The organism is Microbacterium wangchenii, assembly GCF_004564355.1.
GTDB classification, from domain to species: domain Bacteria; phylum Actinomycetota; class Actinomycetes; order Actinomycetales; family Microbacteriaceae; genus Microbacterium; species Microbacterium wangchenii.
In genome coordinates this window covers 2,940,033-2,956,508 of record NZ_CP038266.1, presented here as the reverse complement: position 1 = coordinate 2,956,508, position 16,476 = coordinate 2,940,033, and the positions used below count along the sequence as shown (strand labels likewise).

Genomic DNA, 16,476 nt, shown 5'->3' with positions numbered 1-16,476 from the left:
CCATGCCCGAGCTCTCACCCGTCCCCCTCGCGCAGCTGACCACGCTGCGCACCGGCGGCGCACCCCACCGCCTCGTCGAAGCGACCACGACCGACGAGCTGATCGCGACGCTGCGGTCCGTGTGGGCCGACGGCGACCCGTGGCTGCTCGTGGGCGGCGGTTCGAACCTCTTCGTCGGCGACGAGCCGTTTCCCGGCACGGTCGTGCTCGTGCGCACGCGGGGCATCGAGCGGCTTCCCGGATCGCGCCCGGGCACCGCGCGGCTTCGTGTGCAGGCCGGCCACGACTGGGACGAGCTCGTGGCGTACACCGTCGCGGAGGGGCTCGGCGGAGTCGAGGCGCTGTCGGGCATCCCCGGCACCGTCGGGGCCGCCCCGGTGCAGAACATCGGCGCCTATGGGCAGGAGATCGTCCAGACACTCGTGGAGGTGGAGCTGCTGGACGAGCACACCGGCGACGTGTCGGTCGTGCCGGCATCCGAGCTGGGGCTCGGTTTCCGCACGTCGGTGCTCAAGCACCACTACGGCTCGGTCCCCGCACGCTCCGCGGCGATCCTCAGCGTGACGTTCGAGCTGGAAGAGGTCGGCGACCGGGCGCGCCCGATCGCCGGAGAGCAGCTGCGCACGGCGCTGCGTCTGGCCCCCGACGCCGCCGTGCCGTTGAGCTACGTGCGCGAGAGCGTGCTCGCGATCCGCCGGAGCAAGGGGATGGTGCTCGATCCGGGCGACCCCGACACCACCAGCGCCGGATCGTTCTTCCAGAACGCGATCGTCTCCGACGCGTTCGCGCGCACGCTGCCGGCCGAGTGCCCCCGCTGGCCGGTGTCGCCCGATCTCGACACCGTGCTGGTGATCCCGCTCGCCGAGTTCGACGGGGTCGTCCCGGCCCTCGCCGCCGCCGCACCCGAGGTGAAGGTCAGCGCCGCGTGGCTCATCGAGCACTCCGGGCTCGGCAAGGGCTTCCGCCTGCCGCGGTCCCGTGCCGGGCTGTCGACCAAGCACACGCTCGCCCTGACCAACCGGGGCGGCGCGAGCGCCGAGGAGCTCGCCGAGCTCGCCCGGTTCGTGCAGCAGCGCGTGCAGTCGGAGTTCGGACTCCTCCTCCAGCCCGAGCCGGTGCTGGTGAACGTCGAGCTCTGACCCCCGCCCCCGCCCGCCCGCCGCCCCACCCACCATCCGCGAGACTGCACGCCACCGGCGAGACCGCGACATGATGTCGCGGTCTCGACACGTGCGCGCAGTCTCGCGGATGCGGGCGGCCCGGGCCTCCGAGCGGAGAGCCCGGGTCAGGCGAAGAGGCGCTGCAGGCGCTGGACGCCCTCGAGCAGCTGGTCGTCGCCCAGGGCGTACGACAGGCGCAGGTAGCCGCTGGGACCGAACGCCTCACCGGGCACGACGGCCACTTCGGCCTCCTCCAGGATGAGGTCGGCCAGCTCGAGCGAGGTGGTCGGCGTCTTGCCGCGCCATTCGCGGCCGAGCAGACCCGTCACGTCGGGGTACACGTAGAACGCCCCCAGGGGCTCGGGCACCGTCACGCCGGGGATCTTCGCCAGCTCCGACACGATGAGCCGCCGGCGCCGGTCGAAGGCGAGACGGAAGCCCTCCGCCTCGTCCTGGGGTCCGCTGAGGGCCGCGAGCGCGGCGCGCTGGGCGATGTTGTTGACGTTGCTGGACAGGTGCGACTGCAGGTTCGCGGCGACCTTGATCGCGTCGGCGGGCCCCACCATCCAGCCCACGCGCCATCCGGTCATGGCGTACGTCTTGGCGACCCCGTTCACGAGGATCGTCTGGCCGGCGAGGTCGGGCACCGCCTCGACGATGGATGCGGCGTGCGCGCCGTCGTACACGAGGTTCTGGTAGATCTCGTCGGTGATGACCCACAGCCCGTGCGCGAGCGCCCAGTCGCCGATCGCCTTGGTCTCCTCCGGCGTGTAGACGGCGCCGGTGGGGTTGGACGGGGACACGAACACGAGCGTCGTGGTGCGGTCGGTGCGGGCGGCTTCGAGCTGCTCGACCGTGACCTTGTAGTCCTGATCGGCCCCGGCGAACACCTCGACGGGTGTGCCGTCGGCCAGCGCGATGGCCTCGGGGTAGGTGGTCCAGTACGGCGCCGGCAGCAGCACCTCGTCGCCGGGGTTCACCACGGTCTGGAAGGCCTGGTACACCGCCTGCTTGCCGCCGTTGGTCACGATGACCTGCGACGCCTCGACCTCCAGGCCGGAGTCGCGCAGCGTCTTGGCGGCGATGGCCTCGCGCAGAACGGGAAGGCCCACGGCGGGGGTGTAGCGGAAGTTCGCGGGGTCGGCGAGCGCCTCGGCCGCGGCATCCACGATGAACTGCGGCGTGGCGAAGTCGGGCTCGCCAGCGGCGTAGGAGATGACCGGACGCCCCGCGGCCTGCAGGGCCTTGGCCTTCGAATCCACCTTCAGCGTGGCGGACTCGGCGATCGCGGACAGCTTGCGGGAGAGGGGGGCGCGGGATGTCACGGCACGAGCCTACCGGCGCGCGGCGTTCGTTACAGGGTCGTTGCCCGCCGCCGGCGGGCCGTGGCATATCGTGACGCGGAGGGGGTGGCGATGCGGCGCGCACGGATGCTGGTGGCCGGTGTCGTCCTGGCCGCGATGCTCAGCGGCTGCGCCGGCATTCCGGGCTTTCCCGTGCCGCGTCCGGATGCGACGGCGGTCGGCGAGATCACGTGCACCGAGGCCTTCTCCGACCCCGGCCCCACCGTGGTGGCGGGGGCGGTGCCGGACGGCTTCGACCCGGTGGCGGTGTACCGGTGCGACCCGTACGCCACCGACGAGGACCACGCCGGCACGTGGTCGGGGTCGCGGCTGGAGCGATTCGACGGCGACCTGGGGCCGCTGCTGGCGGCACTGGCCGAGCCCGACGGAGCCCGGTGGTTCGGCGCGTGCACGGCCATCGGGTACGCCGGGCCGGAGTTCTGGCTCGCGGACGCGCAAAGCCACTACGTCCGGGTCGCCTACCCGGCGGACGGATGCGGTCAGCCCCAGCCCGGCGCCGTCGCCGCGGTGGACGCCGCGATCGAGCGCCTGCGGCTGACCGAGGAGACCTTCACCCCCGCGGTGCTCGTGGAATCGCGCGCCGCCGATGCCGCCGGATGCGCGACGCAGGCGGGGATGCTGGTGCTCGCGGACGGGGCGGGGCTCGACGTGTCGGCACCCGCGCCCGAGCCCGAGGAGGTCGCGACGATCCCGTGGGAGCCGGCCCCGCTGCCGGCCGCCGCCGAGATCGACGCACTCCTGGTGTGTCGCTACGAGACCGGTACCGCGGTGCAGGGCGCCTTCACGGGGGCCGGCACGCTCGGCGCCGACGACGCCCGTGCCGCTGTCGCGTCGGCCGCGGCCGCCGCTGGCGCGCCGGCGACCGACGCGCCCGCGTGCCGCAGCACGGCGACCCGTCTGGCGGTGGCGCATCCGCTGATCGCCGGGCAGCCCGCATCCGCGTCGTTCACCGTCGAACTCGACGGATGCCGCCGCCTGGTCGACCCGAGCCTGCGTGCCGTGCCCGCGCCGCCCGAACTCGCCACGCTGCTGCAGGCCGGCTGACGGACCTGCGCCCGCCGGTTCCCTAGGCTCGTCGGGTGATCGAGTGGATTCTGGCGGAGTGGATGCAGATCGTCGGGTTCGCCACCGGCGCCGCATGCGTGTTCCTGGCGGCGCGCCGCAACGTGTGGACGTACCCGGTGGGCATCGCGAACAACGTCGTCTTCCTCGCCGTCTTCCTGCCCGCCGGTCTGTACGCCGCGGCCGCGCTGCAGCTGGTGTACCTCGCCCTCGGCGTGCACGGGTGGTGGCGGTGGACGCGCGGCGTCGAGCACGATCGCCACTACATCGCCCGCACGCCCCGCCGAGCCATCCTGTGGCTCATCGTCGCCGGTGTCGCCGGCGCCGCCCTGCTGACGTGGGTGCTGTCGACCTTCACCGATTCGCAGGTCGCCGTCGCCGACGCTCTCACGACGTCGGCGAGCCTCGTGGCGCAGTACATGCTCAACCGCAAGTGGCTGGAGAACTGGTTCGTCTGGATCGGAGTGGACATCGCGTTCGTCGCGCTGTCGATCGTCACGGGCCTGTGGGTCGTCGCCGCCCTGTACGCCCTGTTCATCGCGCTGTGCGTGTTCGGATGGCGGTCGTGGCGGCGGGTGGGGGCCGAGACCGCGGCGGACACCCGGACGGATGCAGCGGACGCGCGTGCCTGAGCGGCGGTTCCACCACGGCCTGATCGTGGGGAAGTTCTACCCGTTGCAAGCGGGGCACTCCCACCTCATCCGCACGGCCCTGCGCGCGTGCGATCGGGTCACCGTCGAGCTGATCGGGTCGTCGGTCGAGTCGGTCGCCGTCGCCACGCGGGAGCAGTGGATCCGCGAAGAGCACCCCACCGCGCACGTCGTCGCGTTCGTCGACGACACCCCCGTCGATTTCGCCTCCGAGACCGCGTGGGACGCGCACACGGCCGTCATCGCGGGCGCCCTCGACGCCCCCGTCGACGCCGTCTTCACCTCGGATGCGTACGGGGAGGAACTGGCGAAGCGACTGCATGCGGCGTGGGTGCAGGTCGACCCCGGTCGCGTGCGCAATCCCGTGTCGGGCACGGCGGTGCGCGCCGACCTCGCCGCCCACTGGCACGAGCTCGCACCCGCGGTGCGCGCGAGCCTGGCGGCGCGCATCGTGGTGCTCGGCGCCGAATCCACCGGGTCCACGACCCTCGCCGCCGCCCTCGCCGACGAACTCGGCACGCACTGGGTGCCCGAATACGGCCGCGAGCTGTCGGTCACGCGTGCGGGCGGGCTCGCCGCCCCGTGGCGCAGCGACGAGTTCGACCTCATCGTCGACCGGCAGATCGCGATGGAGGATGCGGCGCTGCGACGCGTGCCGGCGCCGGTGCTCGTGTGCGACACCGATGTGCTCGCCACCGCCCTCTGGCACGAGCGGTACGTGGGTGCACCGGCACCGCGCATCCTCTCGCGCGCCGCCGGGCACCGGCCCGCGCTGTACGTGCTCACCGGCGACGAGATCCCCTTCGTCCAGGACGGCACCCGCGACGGCGAGCACATCCGCGCGCACATGCAGGCCCGCTTCCGCGCGGCGCTCGAGGGGCAGCCCGTGCCCTGGCTGGAGGTGCGCGGCGACGTCGCCACGCGCGTGCGCGAGGCCCTTCCGGCCGTGCACGACGCCCTCGCGCGAGCACTGGCGTTCACCGCGCCGCTGGAGGGGCGGCCCCTCGAGGAGCAGCTCGCTCTGCAGCGCCGGGCCGGCCGATAGGCTGGCGAAATGGCGGATCGCTGGCACAAGGTCTCCGAATCACCGACGACCCCGTCCGCATCCGCCGGGGTGTCCCAGCTCACCGCGGAGGACCTGTTCCGCGAACCCGACGTCGACATCCACGTGCCACTGGATGAGAAGCTGCGGCGCACCTACTACTGGATCGTCAACCGCGCCGTCATCTCGCCCTACTACGACGTGGAGTTCTCCACCGGCGCCCCCGTGAGCTTCCCGCTCGGCGACGCGGGCGCCGAGCTCACGCTGCCCACCGAGCCGTCGTTCTCCTCGAACGTGCTGCTTCCGCTGCTGACCTTCGCCGTGGGCGGGAAGTGCCTGCTGATCGGCGGCCCCGGCCGCGGCAAGACGACCGTCGCCGTGCTGATGGGCGTGCTGGCCGGTTCATCGGCGGAGGAGGTGCGCCGCGGCGTCCAGCAGGGGCAGCCGCAGCTGACGATCAGCGACCTCGTCGGCATCCCGCTGCCGCGAGACCTGGTTCACGCCGAGAGCCTCGCCGAGATCGGGATCGCGTGGCGGGACTGGCTCACCCGCCCGGTCAAGATCATCGACGAGTACAACCGCATCCCCACCAAGACGCAGTCGGCACTGCTGACGATGGTGGCGGAGGGGTACGTCGAAAGCCACGACCAGATGCATCGCACCGCCCCGCCCTCCGGCGTGGAGAGCTGGTTCTTCACCGCCAACGACGACGCCGGCGGCGGCACGTTCCCCGTCATCCAGGCACTGCGCGACCGGATGGACGTCACCGTCCAGGCCGCGAGCTTCAACAGCCGGTTCTTCGACGAGCTGGTGGCGCGCGTGGAGGCGGGGGAGAAGCCCGAGGAGCACGTCCCCGCAGAGCTGGTCTTCGCGCCCGACGAGCAGAGCCGCATGCGCGCGGCGATCCGGGCCGTGCCGGTACCGGCGCAGGTGCGGCGACGGCTGGAGTTCTTCCTCAGCCACTTCGAGTTCGTCCAGGCCGGCGGGCGGCGCTTCGAGTACCGCACGAAGGACACCGTCACCACCGCCGGCGGGCGCGTGGCCGAGGCGATCGAGGCGAACTCGGGGGCCGATCTGGCGGCCGACCTGGGCGCGCAGTCGATCAATGGGCTCTCCGTCCGGGCGCTGCAGACCCTCATCGTCTACGCCAAGGCCATCGCCTGGTTCCGCGGGCGCGACGCCGTCGGTGTCGACGACGTCGGCGCCGTGCTGCCCTTCGTGCTGCGCGGCAAGCTCCTGCCCAACCCCACGCATGCGCGCTTCGACGTCGGGGCGGAGCGGGAGCTCGCCACCGATCTCATGAGCTGGCTCGCCGACCTCTTCGCCGAGTCGTGCCGTCAGTTCGACGCCCTCGGCCGCGGCCACCACGACCCTGTCCGCGATCTGCTCACCCAGCTGGATGGCGGGCTGGACGGGCTGAGCGCCGTGGACGCCTCCCGCCGCATCACGGAGATCGAGGCCCGCGTGCGGGCGATCTCGGTCACCGGCAAGTTGTACGGGCGCGATTTCGACGACCTCACCAGCCTGAAGTACCTTCACCAGCGCTACACGGCCTACCTCCGATGGGTGGAGCGGCAGCGGTGAACCGACTGCCGGGGCACCTCGCCGACCAGAGCCCGCCCTCCGGAGCGCCGGAGCCGGTCGCAGACGTGGACTGGGCCGTCGCCGGGCGGAACGTGCGCCGCGCCGGCGGCGATCCGGAGCGGTTCGCCGCCGGCATCGCCGACGCCCTGCGCGCGGCCGGCGGGGCCGACGACGTCGTCGCGCTGGCGGGGATCGCGGCCTGGCGATCGGGTGCACTGGCGTACCGCGACGACGCGCTCGCCCGCATCGCCACCCTCGAGGCGGCGGGGCGCGCGGGCGCGGCCGCGGCTCTCGGCCTGGAGCCGGGCGAGCTCGACGCGTTCACGGAGCGGCAGCGGACCGACCGCTTCTGGTGGCCGGGGCGTGCCGCCGCCAGCGGGTACGTGTGCGCCGTGGGCGGGTTCGCGGGACTGGGCGGTGCCTGGGTGGCGCCACCGGTCTCCGGGATGACGCTGAGTGCGGAAGGCGCGTTCGCCATCCAGGCGGGCGATGAGTGGTGGCGACTGGACGCCGACGTGTGGGGGTCGCAGCTGTCGCGCCTGGACGCGGAGCCCGAGGCCCCCGGCGCTGCCGGGCCCGCCTCGATCGTGTGCCTGCCCGATTCCTACCTGGCGTGGGTGCACGTGCGGGCTGCCGCGTGACGCCGGGCGCGGCCACGTCGATCCCGCTGATCGGCGACGCGCGTGCAGCGTGGGATCGCGCGCTGGCGCTGTGGGGCGTGCACATGCACGACGCCGAGCTGAGGCCCGGAGCCGGCCAGGGCGCTCCGGCGTGGTTCACCTTCCCGCCCTCGATCACCGTCGACACCGAGAGAGTGCGCGAGCTCGGTGGCGCGGGTGAGCTGGAGAGCGTCTTCGCCCACGAACTGGGCCACCACGTGCTGGCGCCGAGCACCCGCATCGATGCCCTCAAGATCCGCCATCAGCTCGCCCGGGCGCTTGTGGCATCGGGGGCCGAATCGGTGCGTGACGACGATGTCGCGCTGCTGTCCAACCTGTGGACCGACGTCCTCGTGAACACGCGCGTCGGCCTGCTCCAGCGGCGACGCGACGGCGAGGGAGCAGAGCCGGGGATCGTCCGGCTGGGGCGTGCCCTGTACCGCCCGTCGCGCGAATCGTCCAGCCGCCTGTGGTGGCTGTACCTGCGCACCTACGAACTGCTCTGGAACCTTCCGCCCGGGGCGCTGGCGACTCCGGATCCGCCGGCAGCTCCCCCCGCGGCAACCGCACGGGCGCGGATCACGGAGGTCCCGCTGGAGAAGATCCCGGAGCGATTCCGCGAGAAGGAGGTGGCCCTGCGGGCAGCCCGCCGGGAGGCCGAGCGGGTCGCGGCGGAGCTGGACGGCGCCATCACGACGCATCCGGTGCTCGACGCGGATCTGCTCGCCGGGATCGTGCGCGCCTTCGCGGCCGACCCGGTGGGCGGCGCGCTGCGCTTCGGCGTGCTGGCCGCCCCCTACCTCGTGGAGGAGCGCCGCTCGGGCGGCGCCGCCGGCGTGCCCGGGGGAGCGTGCGCCGCCGACGACGCACCCGCGACCGCCGGCGAACTCGGCCGGGTGCTGGGCGACCCCCGCCTGCACGGGGCGATACCCGACCGCGCCGGACGCGCCGACGACGGCACGGGCCGCGGCCAGCGGCTGGATGTGGCCCGCACGCTCGAGCTGTACGCGGCGTCCGATCCCGACGCCGTCGTGGCCGCGTGGTACCGCGCGCAGGCGGCGCCATGGGTGCGTCCGGTGACCCAGCGCATCCCCGCGCGCCCCGCATCCGATCTGCCCGGCCCGCTGGAGAAGTGGGAGAGCGGCGACGACCTCTCCGACCTCGACTGGGCCGCGACGCTGCAGGCCGGAGCCGACGTGGTCCCGGGGGTCACCACGCGGCGCCGATCCTGGCTCGACGACGACCCCGAGCCGCAGGAGGGCAGCGTCGAGCTCGACCTGTACATCGACTCCTCCGGCTCCATGGCGCGCCCGCGCACCGGCTCCCCGGCGGTGCTGGCCGGGATGATCCTCGCGCTCTCGGTGCTGCGGGGAGGCGGGCGCGTGCGGGTGACGAGCTTCTCCGGCCCCGGACAGGTCGCCGGCGGCGATGGGTTCGTCCGCGATCCGGCCCGCGTCGTCGGCGACCTCGCGGAGTACTTCGGCGGCTCGACGTCCTTCCCGCTCGACCTCCTCCAGCGTCGGTACGCGCCGCTGGCGCCCCCGCGCGACGGCGAGCGGCGGCACCTCGTGGTGCTGTCGGACGACGGGCTCACCTCGATGTTCGGCGACGGGAACGAGCCGTTCGCGGGGGTCGCGGCCGCCACGCGCGGCAAACTCACGACCGGCACGCTGGTCGTCCTGGCGTGGGCGCGCCGCATCGAGCCGCTCGCGCGCGAAGCCGGCTACGACACCCTGTACCTGGAGCGGATGGATGACGCACCCCGCGTGTGCGCACGACTGGCGGAGGTGCTGCATGGCTGAGTCCGGCGAACTGCTCGAGGTGTGGGTGTCGATGGCGCAGTCCGACGACGCGGCATGGGCGGCCGCGCGACCGGGACCCTCGCTCGCCGCCGTCGCCGCGCGCCTGTCGAGCGTGCCGCGGGCGTTCCTCGACGATCGCGTCTCGATCCAGGCGCTCGCCGGTGACGTGCTGGGCCGTCCCGTCGTGGCCGCCTCGTATGCGCAGGACCGGCGCGTCCGCCAGGGCGCCGCGCTGGCCCTGTGGCTCCTGGCCAGTGAGAGCACCGTCGAGCCGTTCGATCCTCCGCTGCAGTACGTCACCGGGACATCCGCCGTCGATGTGCTCGCGCTGCGCCTGGCGCCTGTCACCGACCCGCTCGAGTGGCTCTCCGACGAGGAGCGTCGCGAGGAGGCCGTGCGCATGTTCCTGCTGTGGTGCGGGCACTTCCCCGCGGGGGAGGATGCGGCCACCGCGCGGGCGCTGCTGGAGGCGCGCGACTCCCTGCGCCGCAACAGCGCACTCGCCGAGGCGTACGAGGCTCATCGGCACCGAGCAGAGATCGCGCGCCGACTCAACGAGGCGCGGGCGAGGGAGGCTGCCGCGAGGTACTCCAGTGAGTGACCCTGTCGCATCCGACGATCCGCTCGCGCTCGCCGAGTACGCCGCGGGCGGGGCGGCGGTGCTCACCGACGCCGAGCGGTGGCCCACGATGGACGCCGCCGGAGCGGCTCGCCTGCACCGCTGGCGGACACATCCCGCCGCCCCGCGGTGGGTGCACGAGACCGGTGACCGCGTCACGCCCGACATGCTCGACCGGGTGCGCACGCCGCTGCCGACGCAGGGGTGGCTGGCGGAGCACCTCGAGACCGCCCGCAGGCTCCTCTATTACCGGGGCATGCCGGGTCTGCACACCCTCGCCGACTTCCCGCCGATCGGCCGCGCGCATCTGGCCGCCGACATCGCCGCGTTCGTGCCGCTGGACGCCGACCTCGGGCGCATCCTGCACGGCACGAGCTCGGGGTCGACGGGCGCGGCCCTGCGGATTCCCGACGACGTCGAAGAGGTCGCCCGCGGCTTCCACCACCTCGTCGGGCTCGTGTCCGGTGCCGGGGTGCACTGGCGACCGGACGGGGAGCGTCTCGCGCTGGTCTCGGTCGTGCACCAGCGGCAGGCGTTCACGTACGTGTCGCTCGTGAGCGGGTTCGACCAGCGCGCGATGGCGCGGCTCAACCTCGCCGCGCATGCGTGGGAGGCGGCATCCGACCGCGCCGCCTTCCTCCGCGACGCCGACCCGCAGGTCATCACGGGCAACCCGACCAGCCTCGCCGAACTCCTCGCCCCCGACCTGCGGGGTGTCGTCCGGCCGCTGGCGCTGTTCTCGGGGGCGATGGCGCTGGCCGCACCGCTGCGGGCCGACCTGGAGGCGGCGTTCGGATGCCCCGTCTTCGACGTGTACGGACTGCACGAGACCCGCCCCCTCGCCGTGCGCACCGACGACGGGCCCTTCCGGGTGCTCGATCGTCGCGTGCTCGTGGAGGCCCTCGGCCCGGACGGGCGTCCGGTCGCCGAGGGCGAGGTGGGGGAGATCACGGTGACGGCGGGGGAGAACCCGCTCCTGCCGTTGGTGCGCTACCGCACCGGCGATTTCGGGCGGCTCGTGCCGCTTCCCGGCGGCGGTGTCGGCATCGCGGATCTCGAGGGCCGCGAGCACACCGTGTTCGTCAGCGGTGAGGGCGGCCGCATCCCGTGCGTGGACCTCACGCAGCAGCTGCAGGCGCACGGCGCGCACGGGTGGAGCGTCGAGCAGTCCGCCGACGGGCGGGTGCGGGCGCGCATCGCCGGCGGCGACGCGGATGCCGTGGCCGAGGCCCTCCGCGCCCTCCTCCGCCAGCCGCTCGAGGTCGAGCGCGTCGAGCGCGTCGCCGACCTCGGCGACGGCAAGCCCCGCCGCTACCGCTCCGCCGCCCCCGCCCCCACCCCCGCCGCGACCCCCACCCCCGCCCCCATCCCCGCGAGACTGCTGCCCACCGGCGAGACCGCGACATAAGGCCGCGGTCTCGTCGGGTCCGTGCAGTCTCGCGGCCGACGGATGGACGGGGCGGCCGCGGGACGGGCGGATGCCGCGGCATAGGATGAGGCGGGTGCGCGCTGCGCGCGGAGGAGGCTGCCGTGGTCGAGGACCGCAAGACATGGGTGCTCGTGGACGGCGAGAACATCGACGCCACTCTGGGCGGCTCCATCCTGGGGCGCCGTCCTCAGCCGGAGGAGCGGCCGCGGTGGGACCGCATCCTGAGCTTCGCCGCCGACGCGTGGAACCAGGAGGTGCGGGGCCTGTTCTTCCTGAACGCCTCCACCAACCTCCCGATGCCGTTCGTGCAGGCCCTGCTCGCGATCGGCTACCAGCCGGTGCCGCTGTCGGGGGAGCAGCACGAGAAGGTCGTCGACATCGCCATCCAGCGGACGCTGCAGGCGCTGCGCGACCGCGAAGACGACGTCATGCTCGTCAGCCACGATGGTGACTTCGTCGACGACGTCGGCGCGCTCGCCGACGGATCCCGGCGCCTGGGCGTGCTGGCGTTCGAAGAGTTCCGCAACTCCGCCTTCGCCGCCATCCCCGGCCTGCGCTTCTACGACCTCGAGTTCGACGTCGGCGCCTTCGACGCGCAGCTGCCGCGCGTGCGGATCATCCCGATCGACGAATTCGACCCAGCCCAGTTCCTGCGCTGATCCCGCCGCGTCACGCCGGCGAACGCCCCGGAGGGGCGATGTGGTGGTTTGATCGGTGTGTGACACGTCGTGTGGAACCCTCCCCCTCCGTCAGCCCGGAGCCGACGCTGCGGCACGCGCTGCGGCACGTGTCCAAGCAGTTCTCCGGCCAGCTGCAGCGGCGGATCCAGGAGCACGGCGTGAGCCACGCGGAGTACGTCGCGATGTTCGCCCTCAAGCGGCTGCCGAACCTCTCCAGCGCCGAAGTGTCGCGGTGGACGGGTGTGACACCGCAGGCGGGCAACCAGATCGTGCAGGGGCTGCTCGAGCGCGAGCTCGTGCAGCGCCACCCCTCCCGAGACCACGGACGCGTGCTCCTCATCGAGCTCACCGACGAGGGGCGCCGGGTGATCGACGCGTGCGAACGCGATGCGAACGACCTGGAGAACCAGATGTGTCAGGAGATGACCGGTGAGCAGCGCAGCGAGCTGATGTCACTGCTGCGCCTCGCCGCCGCGGGGCTGGGCAGCCCCATCTCCTCGCCTGCCCGATAGCTCCGCGCGGACCCCCGCAGTGAGCACGAGACATTTGTTGTGTCATCAAACTTGATCAATATCTAGTCACTTGATACTCTCGCCGAAGGGGCCATGGAGGCCCGCCGTTTGGCGAGGAGGCTGAACTTGATTGGGATGTTGGGCAAGCGCCTTCTCCTGGTGATTCCGATGGTGCTGGTCGTCTCGATCATCATGTTCCTGCTGGCTTCTCTCGTGCCCGGCGATCAGGCGCGCACGATCCTGGGCGAGAACGCATCGCCGGAGGCTGTGGCCGCGCTGCGCAAGCAGCTCGGCCTGGATCTGCCGCCGATCCAGCAGTACTTCAACTGGGCGCTCAACGCGCTGCAGGGCGACCTGGGCTCGTCGATCTACAGCGGCGAGCCGGTCACCTCGATCCTGGCGGGGCGACTCCCCGTCACCCTCTCGCTCATGGTGCTCTCCACGCTCGCCATCGGCGTGGTCGGCATCGTGCTGGGGCTGGCGAGCGCCCTGCGCGGCGGATGGCTCGGCCGCGTGCTCGACGCGATCTCGCTGGTGGGACTCGCCGTCCCCGGCTTCGCGATCGCGATCTTCGCGGTGTCGCTGCTGGCGGTCACCGTCCGTATCTTCCCCGCCACCGGCTACGTGCCGCTTCACGTGAGCCTCGGGGGATGGCTGTGGACGCTCGTCCTGCCCGTCTTCGCGCTGAGCCTGGGTGGAACGACCCTCGTGGCCAAGCAGGTGCGCGACTCCGCGAAGGACGCGCTGGCGAAGGACTATGTGCGCTTCCTCCGCGCGAACGGGGTGAGCGAGACGTCGATCGTGCTGCGGCACGTCCTCAAGAACGCCGCGATCCCCGCCGTGACCGTTCTGGGCATCGGTGCGATCGCGTCGCTGACGGGCACCGTCTTCGTCGAGAACGTCTTCGTCCTCCCCGGGCTGGGGACCATGGCGACGCAGGCGACGCTGAACCACGACCTGCCCGTTCTGCTGGGCATCGGGGTGCTCTTCACACTCATCACCGTCTTCATCAACCTCCTCGTCGACATCGTCTACGGGGTTCTCAACCCGAAGGTGAGGGCCGCCTGATGGCTGCGCGTCGTCGTCGTCAAGGATCGCCGCGCGTCGTGGCGAGCAACCGGCGGAACCTCTTCGTCGACGTTATGCGCCGGCCGCTGGGCGCGGGGGCAGCGGTGTATCTCGCCGGAGTCGTGCTGGCCTCGGCGCTGGCACCCGTGCTGGCTCCGCACGATCCGCTCAAGCAGTCGCTCACCGCCGTGCGGCAGGGGCCCTCCGCGGAGTACCCCCTCGGCACGGACGCCCTCGGCCGGGATCTGCTGAGCCGCCTGCTCTACGGCGGCCAGGAGTCGCTCATCGGGGTGGCGCAGGCGCTCATCGTGGCCCTGGTGATCGCGGTTCCGCTGGGCATCGCTTCCGGCTACTTCGGCGGATGGTTCGACCGCGTCGTCATGCGATGCATCGACATCAACATGGCCATCCCCAACCTCATCGTGACCCTCGCGGTGCTGGCGATCTTCCGCAACAGCATGGCCGCCGCGATGGTCGTCTACGGCGTCCTCGTGTCGGCCTCCGCGGCGCGCGTCATCCGCAGCGCCGCCCTCGGGGTGCGGGAGGAGTTGTACATCGACGCCGCGCGCACGACCGGGCTCGGTGGTCTGCAGATCCTCGTCCGGCACATCTTCCCCCGCACGCTCGGCGTCATCATCGTGCAGGCGGCCATGCTCAGTGCCATCGCGCTGGGGGTGCAGACGGGTCTGGCCTTCCTCGGCTTCGGTCCGCCGCCGCCCGAGCCCACGTGGGGCGGGATGGTGGGCGAGGCTTCCTCGATGCTGCAGTTCCACACGTGGATGATCGTGCCCACCGCCGGCGTCATCACCCTCACGACCCTCGCCTTCGGCCTCCTCGGCGACGCGGTGCGCGACGCCAACGCCGAGGGCATCCAGCGCCCGATGCGCCCGTCCACGTCCCGCTCGCGCGCAGCGCGGGGTCAGGCGCAGGCTGCCCGCGTCGCCGCCGCGGCGGCGGTCGATCCGGTGGCCCCGGCCCCGGCGGACGCGCTGCTGTCCGTCCGCGGCCTGACGGTGGCATTCGGCTCCGGGGACGACGAAACGATCGTCGTCGACGGCGCGGACTTCGACATCCGTCGCGGCGAGACGGTCGGGCTCGTCGGCGAATCCGGCTCGGGCAAGACCGTGACGGCGATGGCCGTGCTCGGCCTGCTGGCCGAGGGCGGACGCGTCGTGTCGGGCCGGATCTGGTTCGAGGGCGCCGACATCTCCGGCTACACCCAGGCGCAGTACCGCGCGCTGCGGGGAACCAAGATGGCGATGATCTCGCAGGAGCCGATGGTCGCGCTGGACCCCGCGTTCCGCATCGGCTTCCAGCTGGCCGAGGTGATCCGCTCGCACAACAAGATCAGCTGGCGAGCCGCGCGCAAGCGCGCCGTCGATCTGCTCGCAGCGGTGCGCCTGCCCGACCCCCAGCACGTCGCCTCGCTGTACCCCCACCAGGTCTCCGGCGGCATGGCGCAGCGCGTGGCCATCGCCATCGCCCTCGCCGGCCGGCCGCAGCTGCTCATCGCCGACGAACCCACCACGGCGCTGGATGTGACCGTGCAGGCCGAGATCCTCGACCTGCTCCGGGCGCTGCAGCGCCGGATGGGCATGGCGATCCTCTTCGTCACCCACGACTGGGGGGTCGTCGCCGACATCTGCGACCGCGCCGTGGTGCTGTACGCCGGGCAGGTGGTCGAGCACGCGACCGTGTCGGAGATGTTCCGCGATCCGCTGCATCCCTACACCCAGGCGCTGCAGGCATCCGATCCGCACAACGCCGTCAAGGGAGAGCCGCTTCCCACCATCGGCGGGGTCGTCCCGCCGCCGGGCCAGTGGCCGGAGGGCTGCCATTTCGCCGCCCGGTGCCGCTTCGTCACCGACGCGTGCCGTGTGGGTCGCATCCCGCAGGTGGACCGCGGCGAGGGTCGGGATGCCCGCTGCATCCGCATCGACGTCGCCCGCGCCGCCCGCATCGAGGAGAGTGTCCGATGACCACGACCGTGCCGCCGATCCTCGAGGTGCAGAACCTGTCGGTGGAGTACCGCCGCGGACGGCGTCGCACCCTCGCCGTCGATGACGTGAGCCTGCAGATCGCACCCCGCGAGACGCTCGGACTCGTGGGCGAATCGGGCTCGGGCAAGTCCACGATCGGCAAGGCGGTACTGGGCCTCGTGCGCCCCAGCAGCGGAGTCATCAAATACGACGGCCGCGACATCCTGAGCCTGTCCAAGACGCAGCGCCGGGCGCTCACGAAAGAGCTCCAGGTCATCTATCAGGACCCGCACACGTCGCTGGATCCCACCAAGCCCATCGGCTACTCCATCGCCGAACCCGTGCAGGTGCACGAACCGGCATCCAAGGAGGTCGTGCGCGAGCGCGTGTTCGCGATGCTGCGGCGGGTGGGGCTGAGCGAGGACGCGGCGCGGCGGTTCCCGGCTCAGTTCTCCGGCGGGCAGAAGCAGCGCATCGCGATCGCCCGTGCGCTGATCCTCTCGCCCCGGCTCGTGGTGTGCGACGAACCCGTCAGCGCGCTGGATCTGTCCATCCAGGCCGAAGTCATCAACCTGATGGCCGAACTCCAGCACGAAATGGGCGCCAGCTACCTCTTCATCTCCCACGACCTGTCGATCGTGCACTACCTCTCCGACCGGATCGCCGTGCTCAAGCAGGGGCGGATCGTCGAGCAGGGCGACGCCGGGCGCGTGTACGAGGATCCGCAGCGCGAGTACACCCAGCGGCTGCTGGCCGCCGCGCCCGTGCCCGACCCCGAACTGCAGGCACAGCGCAACGCCGCGCGGGAGAAGGACGGGCTGGACGCCCGCACCGACGCCATCGCGAGCACGCTCCGCTGACGCCCC

At 72.5% G+C, this 16,476-nt stretch carries 15 protein-coding genes; 14 read left to right on the top strand and 1 reads right to left on the bottom strand.

The genetic code is table 11. The features are described 5' to 3' along the window. The first annotated feature begins 2 nt into the window (after positions 1–2). A complete protein-coding gene (locus tag E4K62_RS14350; RefSeq protein ID WP_135068587.1) occupies positions 3–1,139 on the top strand; it encodes a UDP-N-acetylmuramate dehydrogenase in 1,137 nt (378 codons plus the stop codon). 146 nt (positions 1,140–1,285) lie between these two features. On the opposite strand, the gene E4K62_RS14345 is transcribed toward E4K62_RS14350, so the two are convergent. After that, positions 1,286–2,485 (bottom strand): pyridoxal phosphate-dependent aminotransferase, encoded by a 1,200-nt coding sequence (locus E4K62_RS14345; RefSeq protein WP_135068585.1) that lies wholly within the window; start codon positions 2,483–2,485, stop codon positions 1,286–1,288. Between the two features lie 90 nt (positions 2,486–2,575). Here E4K62_RS14345 and E4K62_RS14340 point away from each other — a divergent pair, with 90 nt between their 5' ends. From E4K62_RS14340 to E4K62_RS14280, 13 genes are all read left to right on the top strand, one after another. Beyond that, positions 2,576–3,568, top strand: coding sequence for a hypothetical protein (locus tag E4K62_RS14340; RefSeq protein WP_135068583.1), 993 nt, complete (start codon positions 2,576–2,578; stop codon positions 3,566–3,568). 35 nt (positions 3,569–3,603) lie between these two features. Beyond that, positions 3,604–4,218: a nicotinamide riboside transporter PnuC gene (pnuC, locus tag E4K62_RS14335; RefSeq protein ID WP_135068581.1), complete on the top strand. Its 615-nt coding sequence runs from the start codon at positions 3,604–3,606 to the stop codon at positions 4,216–4,218. Beyond that, entirely contained in the window at positions 4,211–5,281 is a 1,071-nt protein-coding gene (locus tag E4K62_RS14330; protein WP_135068579.1) for an AAA family ATPase, read from the top strand. Before pnuC ends, E4K62_RS14330 begins: the two co-directional genes overlap by 8 nt. A gap of 9 nt (positions 5,282–5,290) precedes the next feature. Next, entirely contained in the window at positions 5,291–6,862 is a 1,572-nt protein-coding gene (locus E4K62_RS14325; protein ID WP_135068577.1) for an AAA family ATPase, read from the top strand. Next, positions 6,859–7,503 (top strand): potassium transporter Kef, encoded by a 645-nt coding sequence (locus E4K62_RS14320; RefSeq protein WP_240742705.1) that lies wholly within the window; start codon positions 6,859–6,861, stop codon positions 7,501–7,503. Before E4K62_RS14325 ends, E4K62_RS14320 begins: the two co-directional genes overlap by 4 nt. Next, entirely contained in the window at positions 7,500–9,323 is a 1,824-nt protein-coding gene (locus E4K62_RS14315; protein ID WP_135068573.1) for a vWA domain-containing protein, read from the top strand. The genes E4K62_RS14320 and E4K62_RS14315 overlap by 4 nt, the downstream gene beginning before the upstream one ends. Beyond that, positions 9,316–9,924 (top strand): phosphohydrolase, encoded by a 609-nt coding sequence (locus tag E4K62_RS14310; protein ID WP_135068571.1) that lies wholly within the window; start codon positions 9,316–9,318, stop codon positions 9,922–9,924. Before E4K62_RS14315 ends, E4K62_RS14310 begins: the two co-directional genes overlap by 8 nt. Next, entirely contained in the window at positions 9,917–11,350 is a 1,434-nt protein-coding gene (locus tag E4K62_RS14305) for a phenylacetate--CoA ligase family protein (protein WP_135068569.1), read from the top strand. Before E4K62_RS14310 ends, E4K62_RS14305 begins: the two co-directional genes overlap by 8 nt. A 122-nt stretch (positions 11,351–11,472) precedes the next feature. After that, positions 11,473–12,030: an NYN domain-containing protein gene (locus E4K62_RS14300; protein WP_135068567.1), complete on the top strand. Its 558-nt coding sequence runs from the start codon at positions 11,473–11,475 to the stop codon at positions 12,028–12,030. Positions 12,031–12,089: 59 nt separating this feature from the next. Further along, positions 12,090–12,563: a MarR family winged helix-turn-helix transcriptional regulator gene (locus E4K62_RS14295; protein ID WP_167747799.1), complete on the top strand. Its 474-nt coding sequence runs from the start codon at positions 12,090–12,092 to the stop codon at positions 12,561–12,563. Between the two features lie 135 nt (positions 12,564–12,698). Next, entirely contained in the window at positions 12,699–13,631 is a 933-nt protein-coding gene (locus E4K62_RS14290) for an ABC transporter permease (RefSeq protein ID WP_240742899.1), read from the top strand. Then, entirely contained in the window at positions 13,631–15,610 is a 1,980-nt protein-coding gene (locus E4K62_RS14285) for a dipeptide/oligopeptide/nickel ABC transporter permease/ATP-binding protein (protein WP_135068561.1), read from the top strand. The genes E4K62_RS14290 and E4K62_RS14285 overlap by 1 nt, the downstream gene beginning before the upstream one ends. Beyond that, positions 15,607–16,470, top strand: a complete 864-nt coding sequence (locus E4K62_RS14280) for an ATP-binding cassette domain-containing protein (RefSeq protein ID WP_135068559.1) — start codon at positions 15,607–15,609, stop codon at positions 16,468–16,470. Before E4K62_RS14285 ends, E4K62_RS14280 begins: the two co-directional genes overlap by 4 nt. Positions 16,471–16,476 lie beyond the last annotated feature (6 nt).

Coding starts and splice junctions, on each gene's coding strand:
- E4K62_RS14350 (WP_135068587.1), top strand. CDS start 3: ATGCCCGAGCTCTCACCCGTCCCCCTCGCGCAGCTGACCACGCTGCGC.
- E4K62_RS14340 (WP_135068583.1), top strand. CDS start 2,576: ATGCGGCGCGCACGGATGCTGGTGGCCGGTGTCGTCCTGGCCGCGATG.
- E4K62_RS14325 (WP_135068577.1), top strand. CDS start 5,291: ATGGCGGATCGCTGGCACAAGGTCTCCGAATCACCGACGACCCCGTCC.
- E4K62_RS14310 (WP_135068571.1), top strand. CDS start 9,316: ATGGCTGAGTCCGGCGAACTGCTCGAGGTGTGGGTGTCGATGGCGCAG.
- E4K62_RS14290 (WP_240742899.1), top strand. CDS start 12,699: ATGTTGGGCAAGCGCCTTCTCCTGGTGATTCCGATGGTGCTGGTCGTC.
- E4K62_RS14285 (WP_135068561.1), top strand. CDS start 13,631: ATGGCTGCGCGTCGTCGTCGTCAAGGATCGCCGCGCGTCGTGGCGAGC.
- E4K62_RS14280 (WP_135068559.1), top strand. CDS start 15,607: ATGACCACGACCGTGCCGCCGATCCTCGAGGTGCAGAACCTGTCGGTG.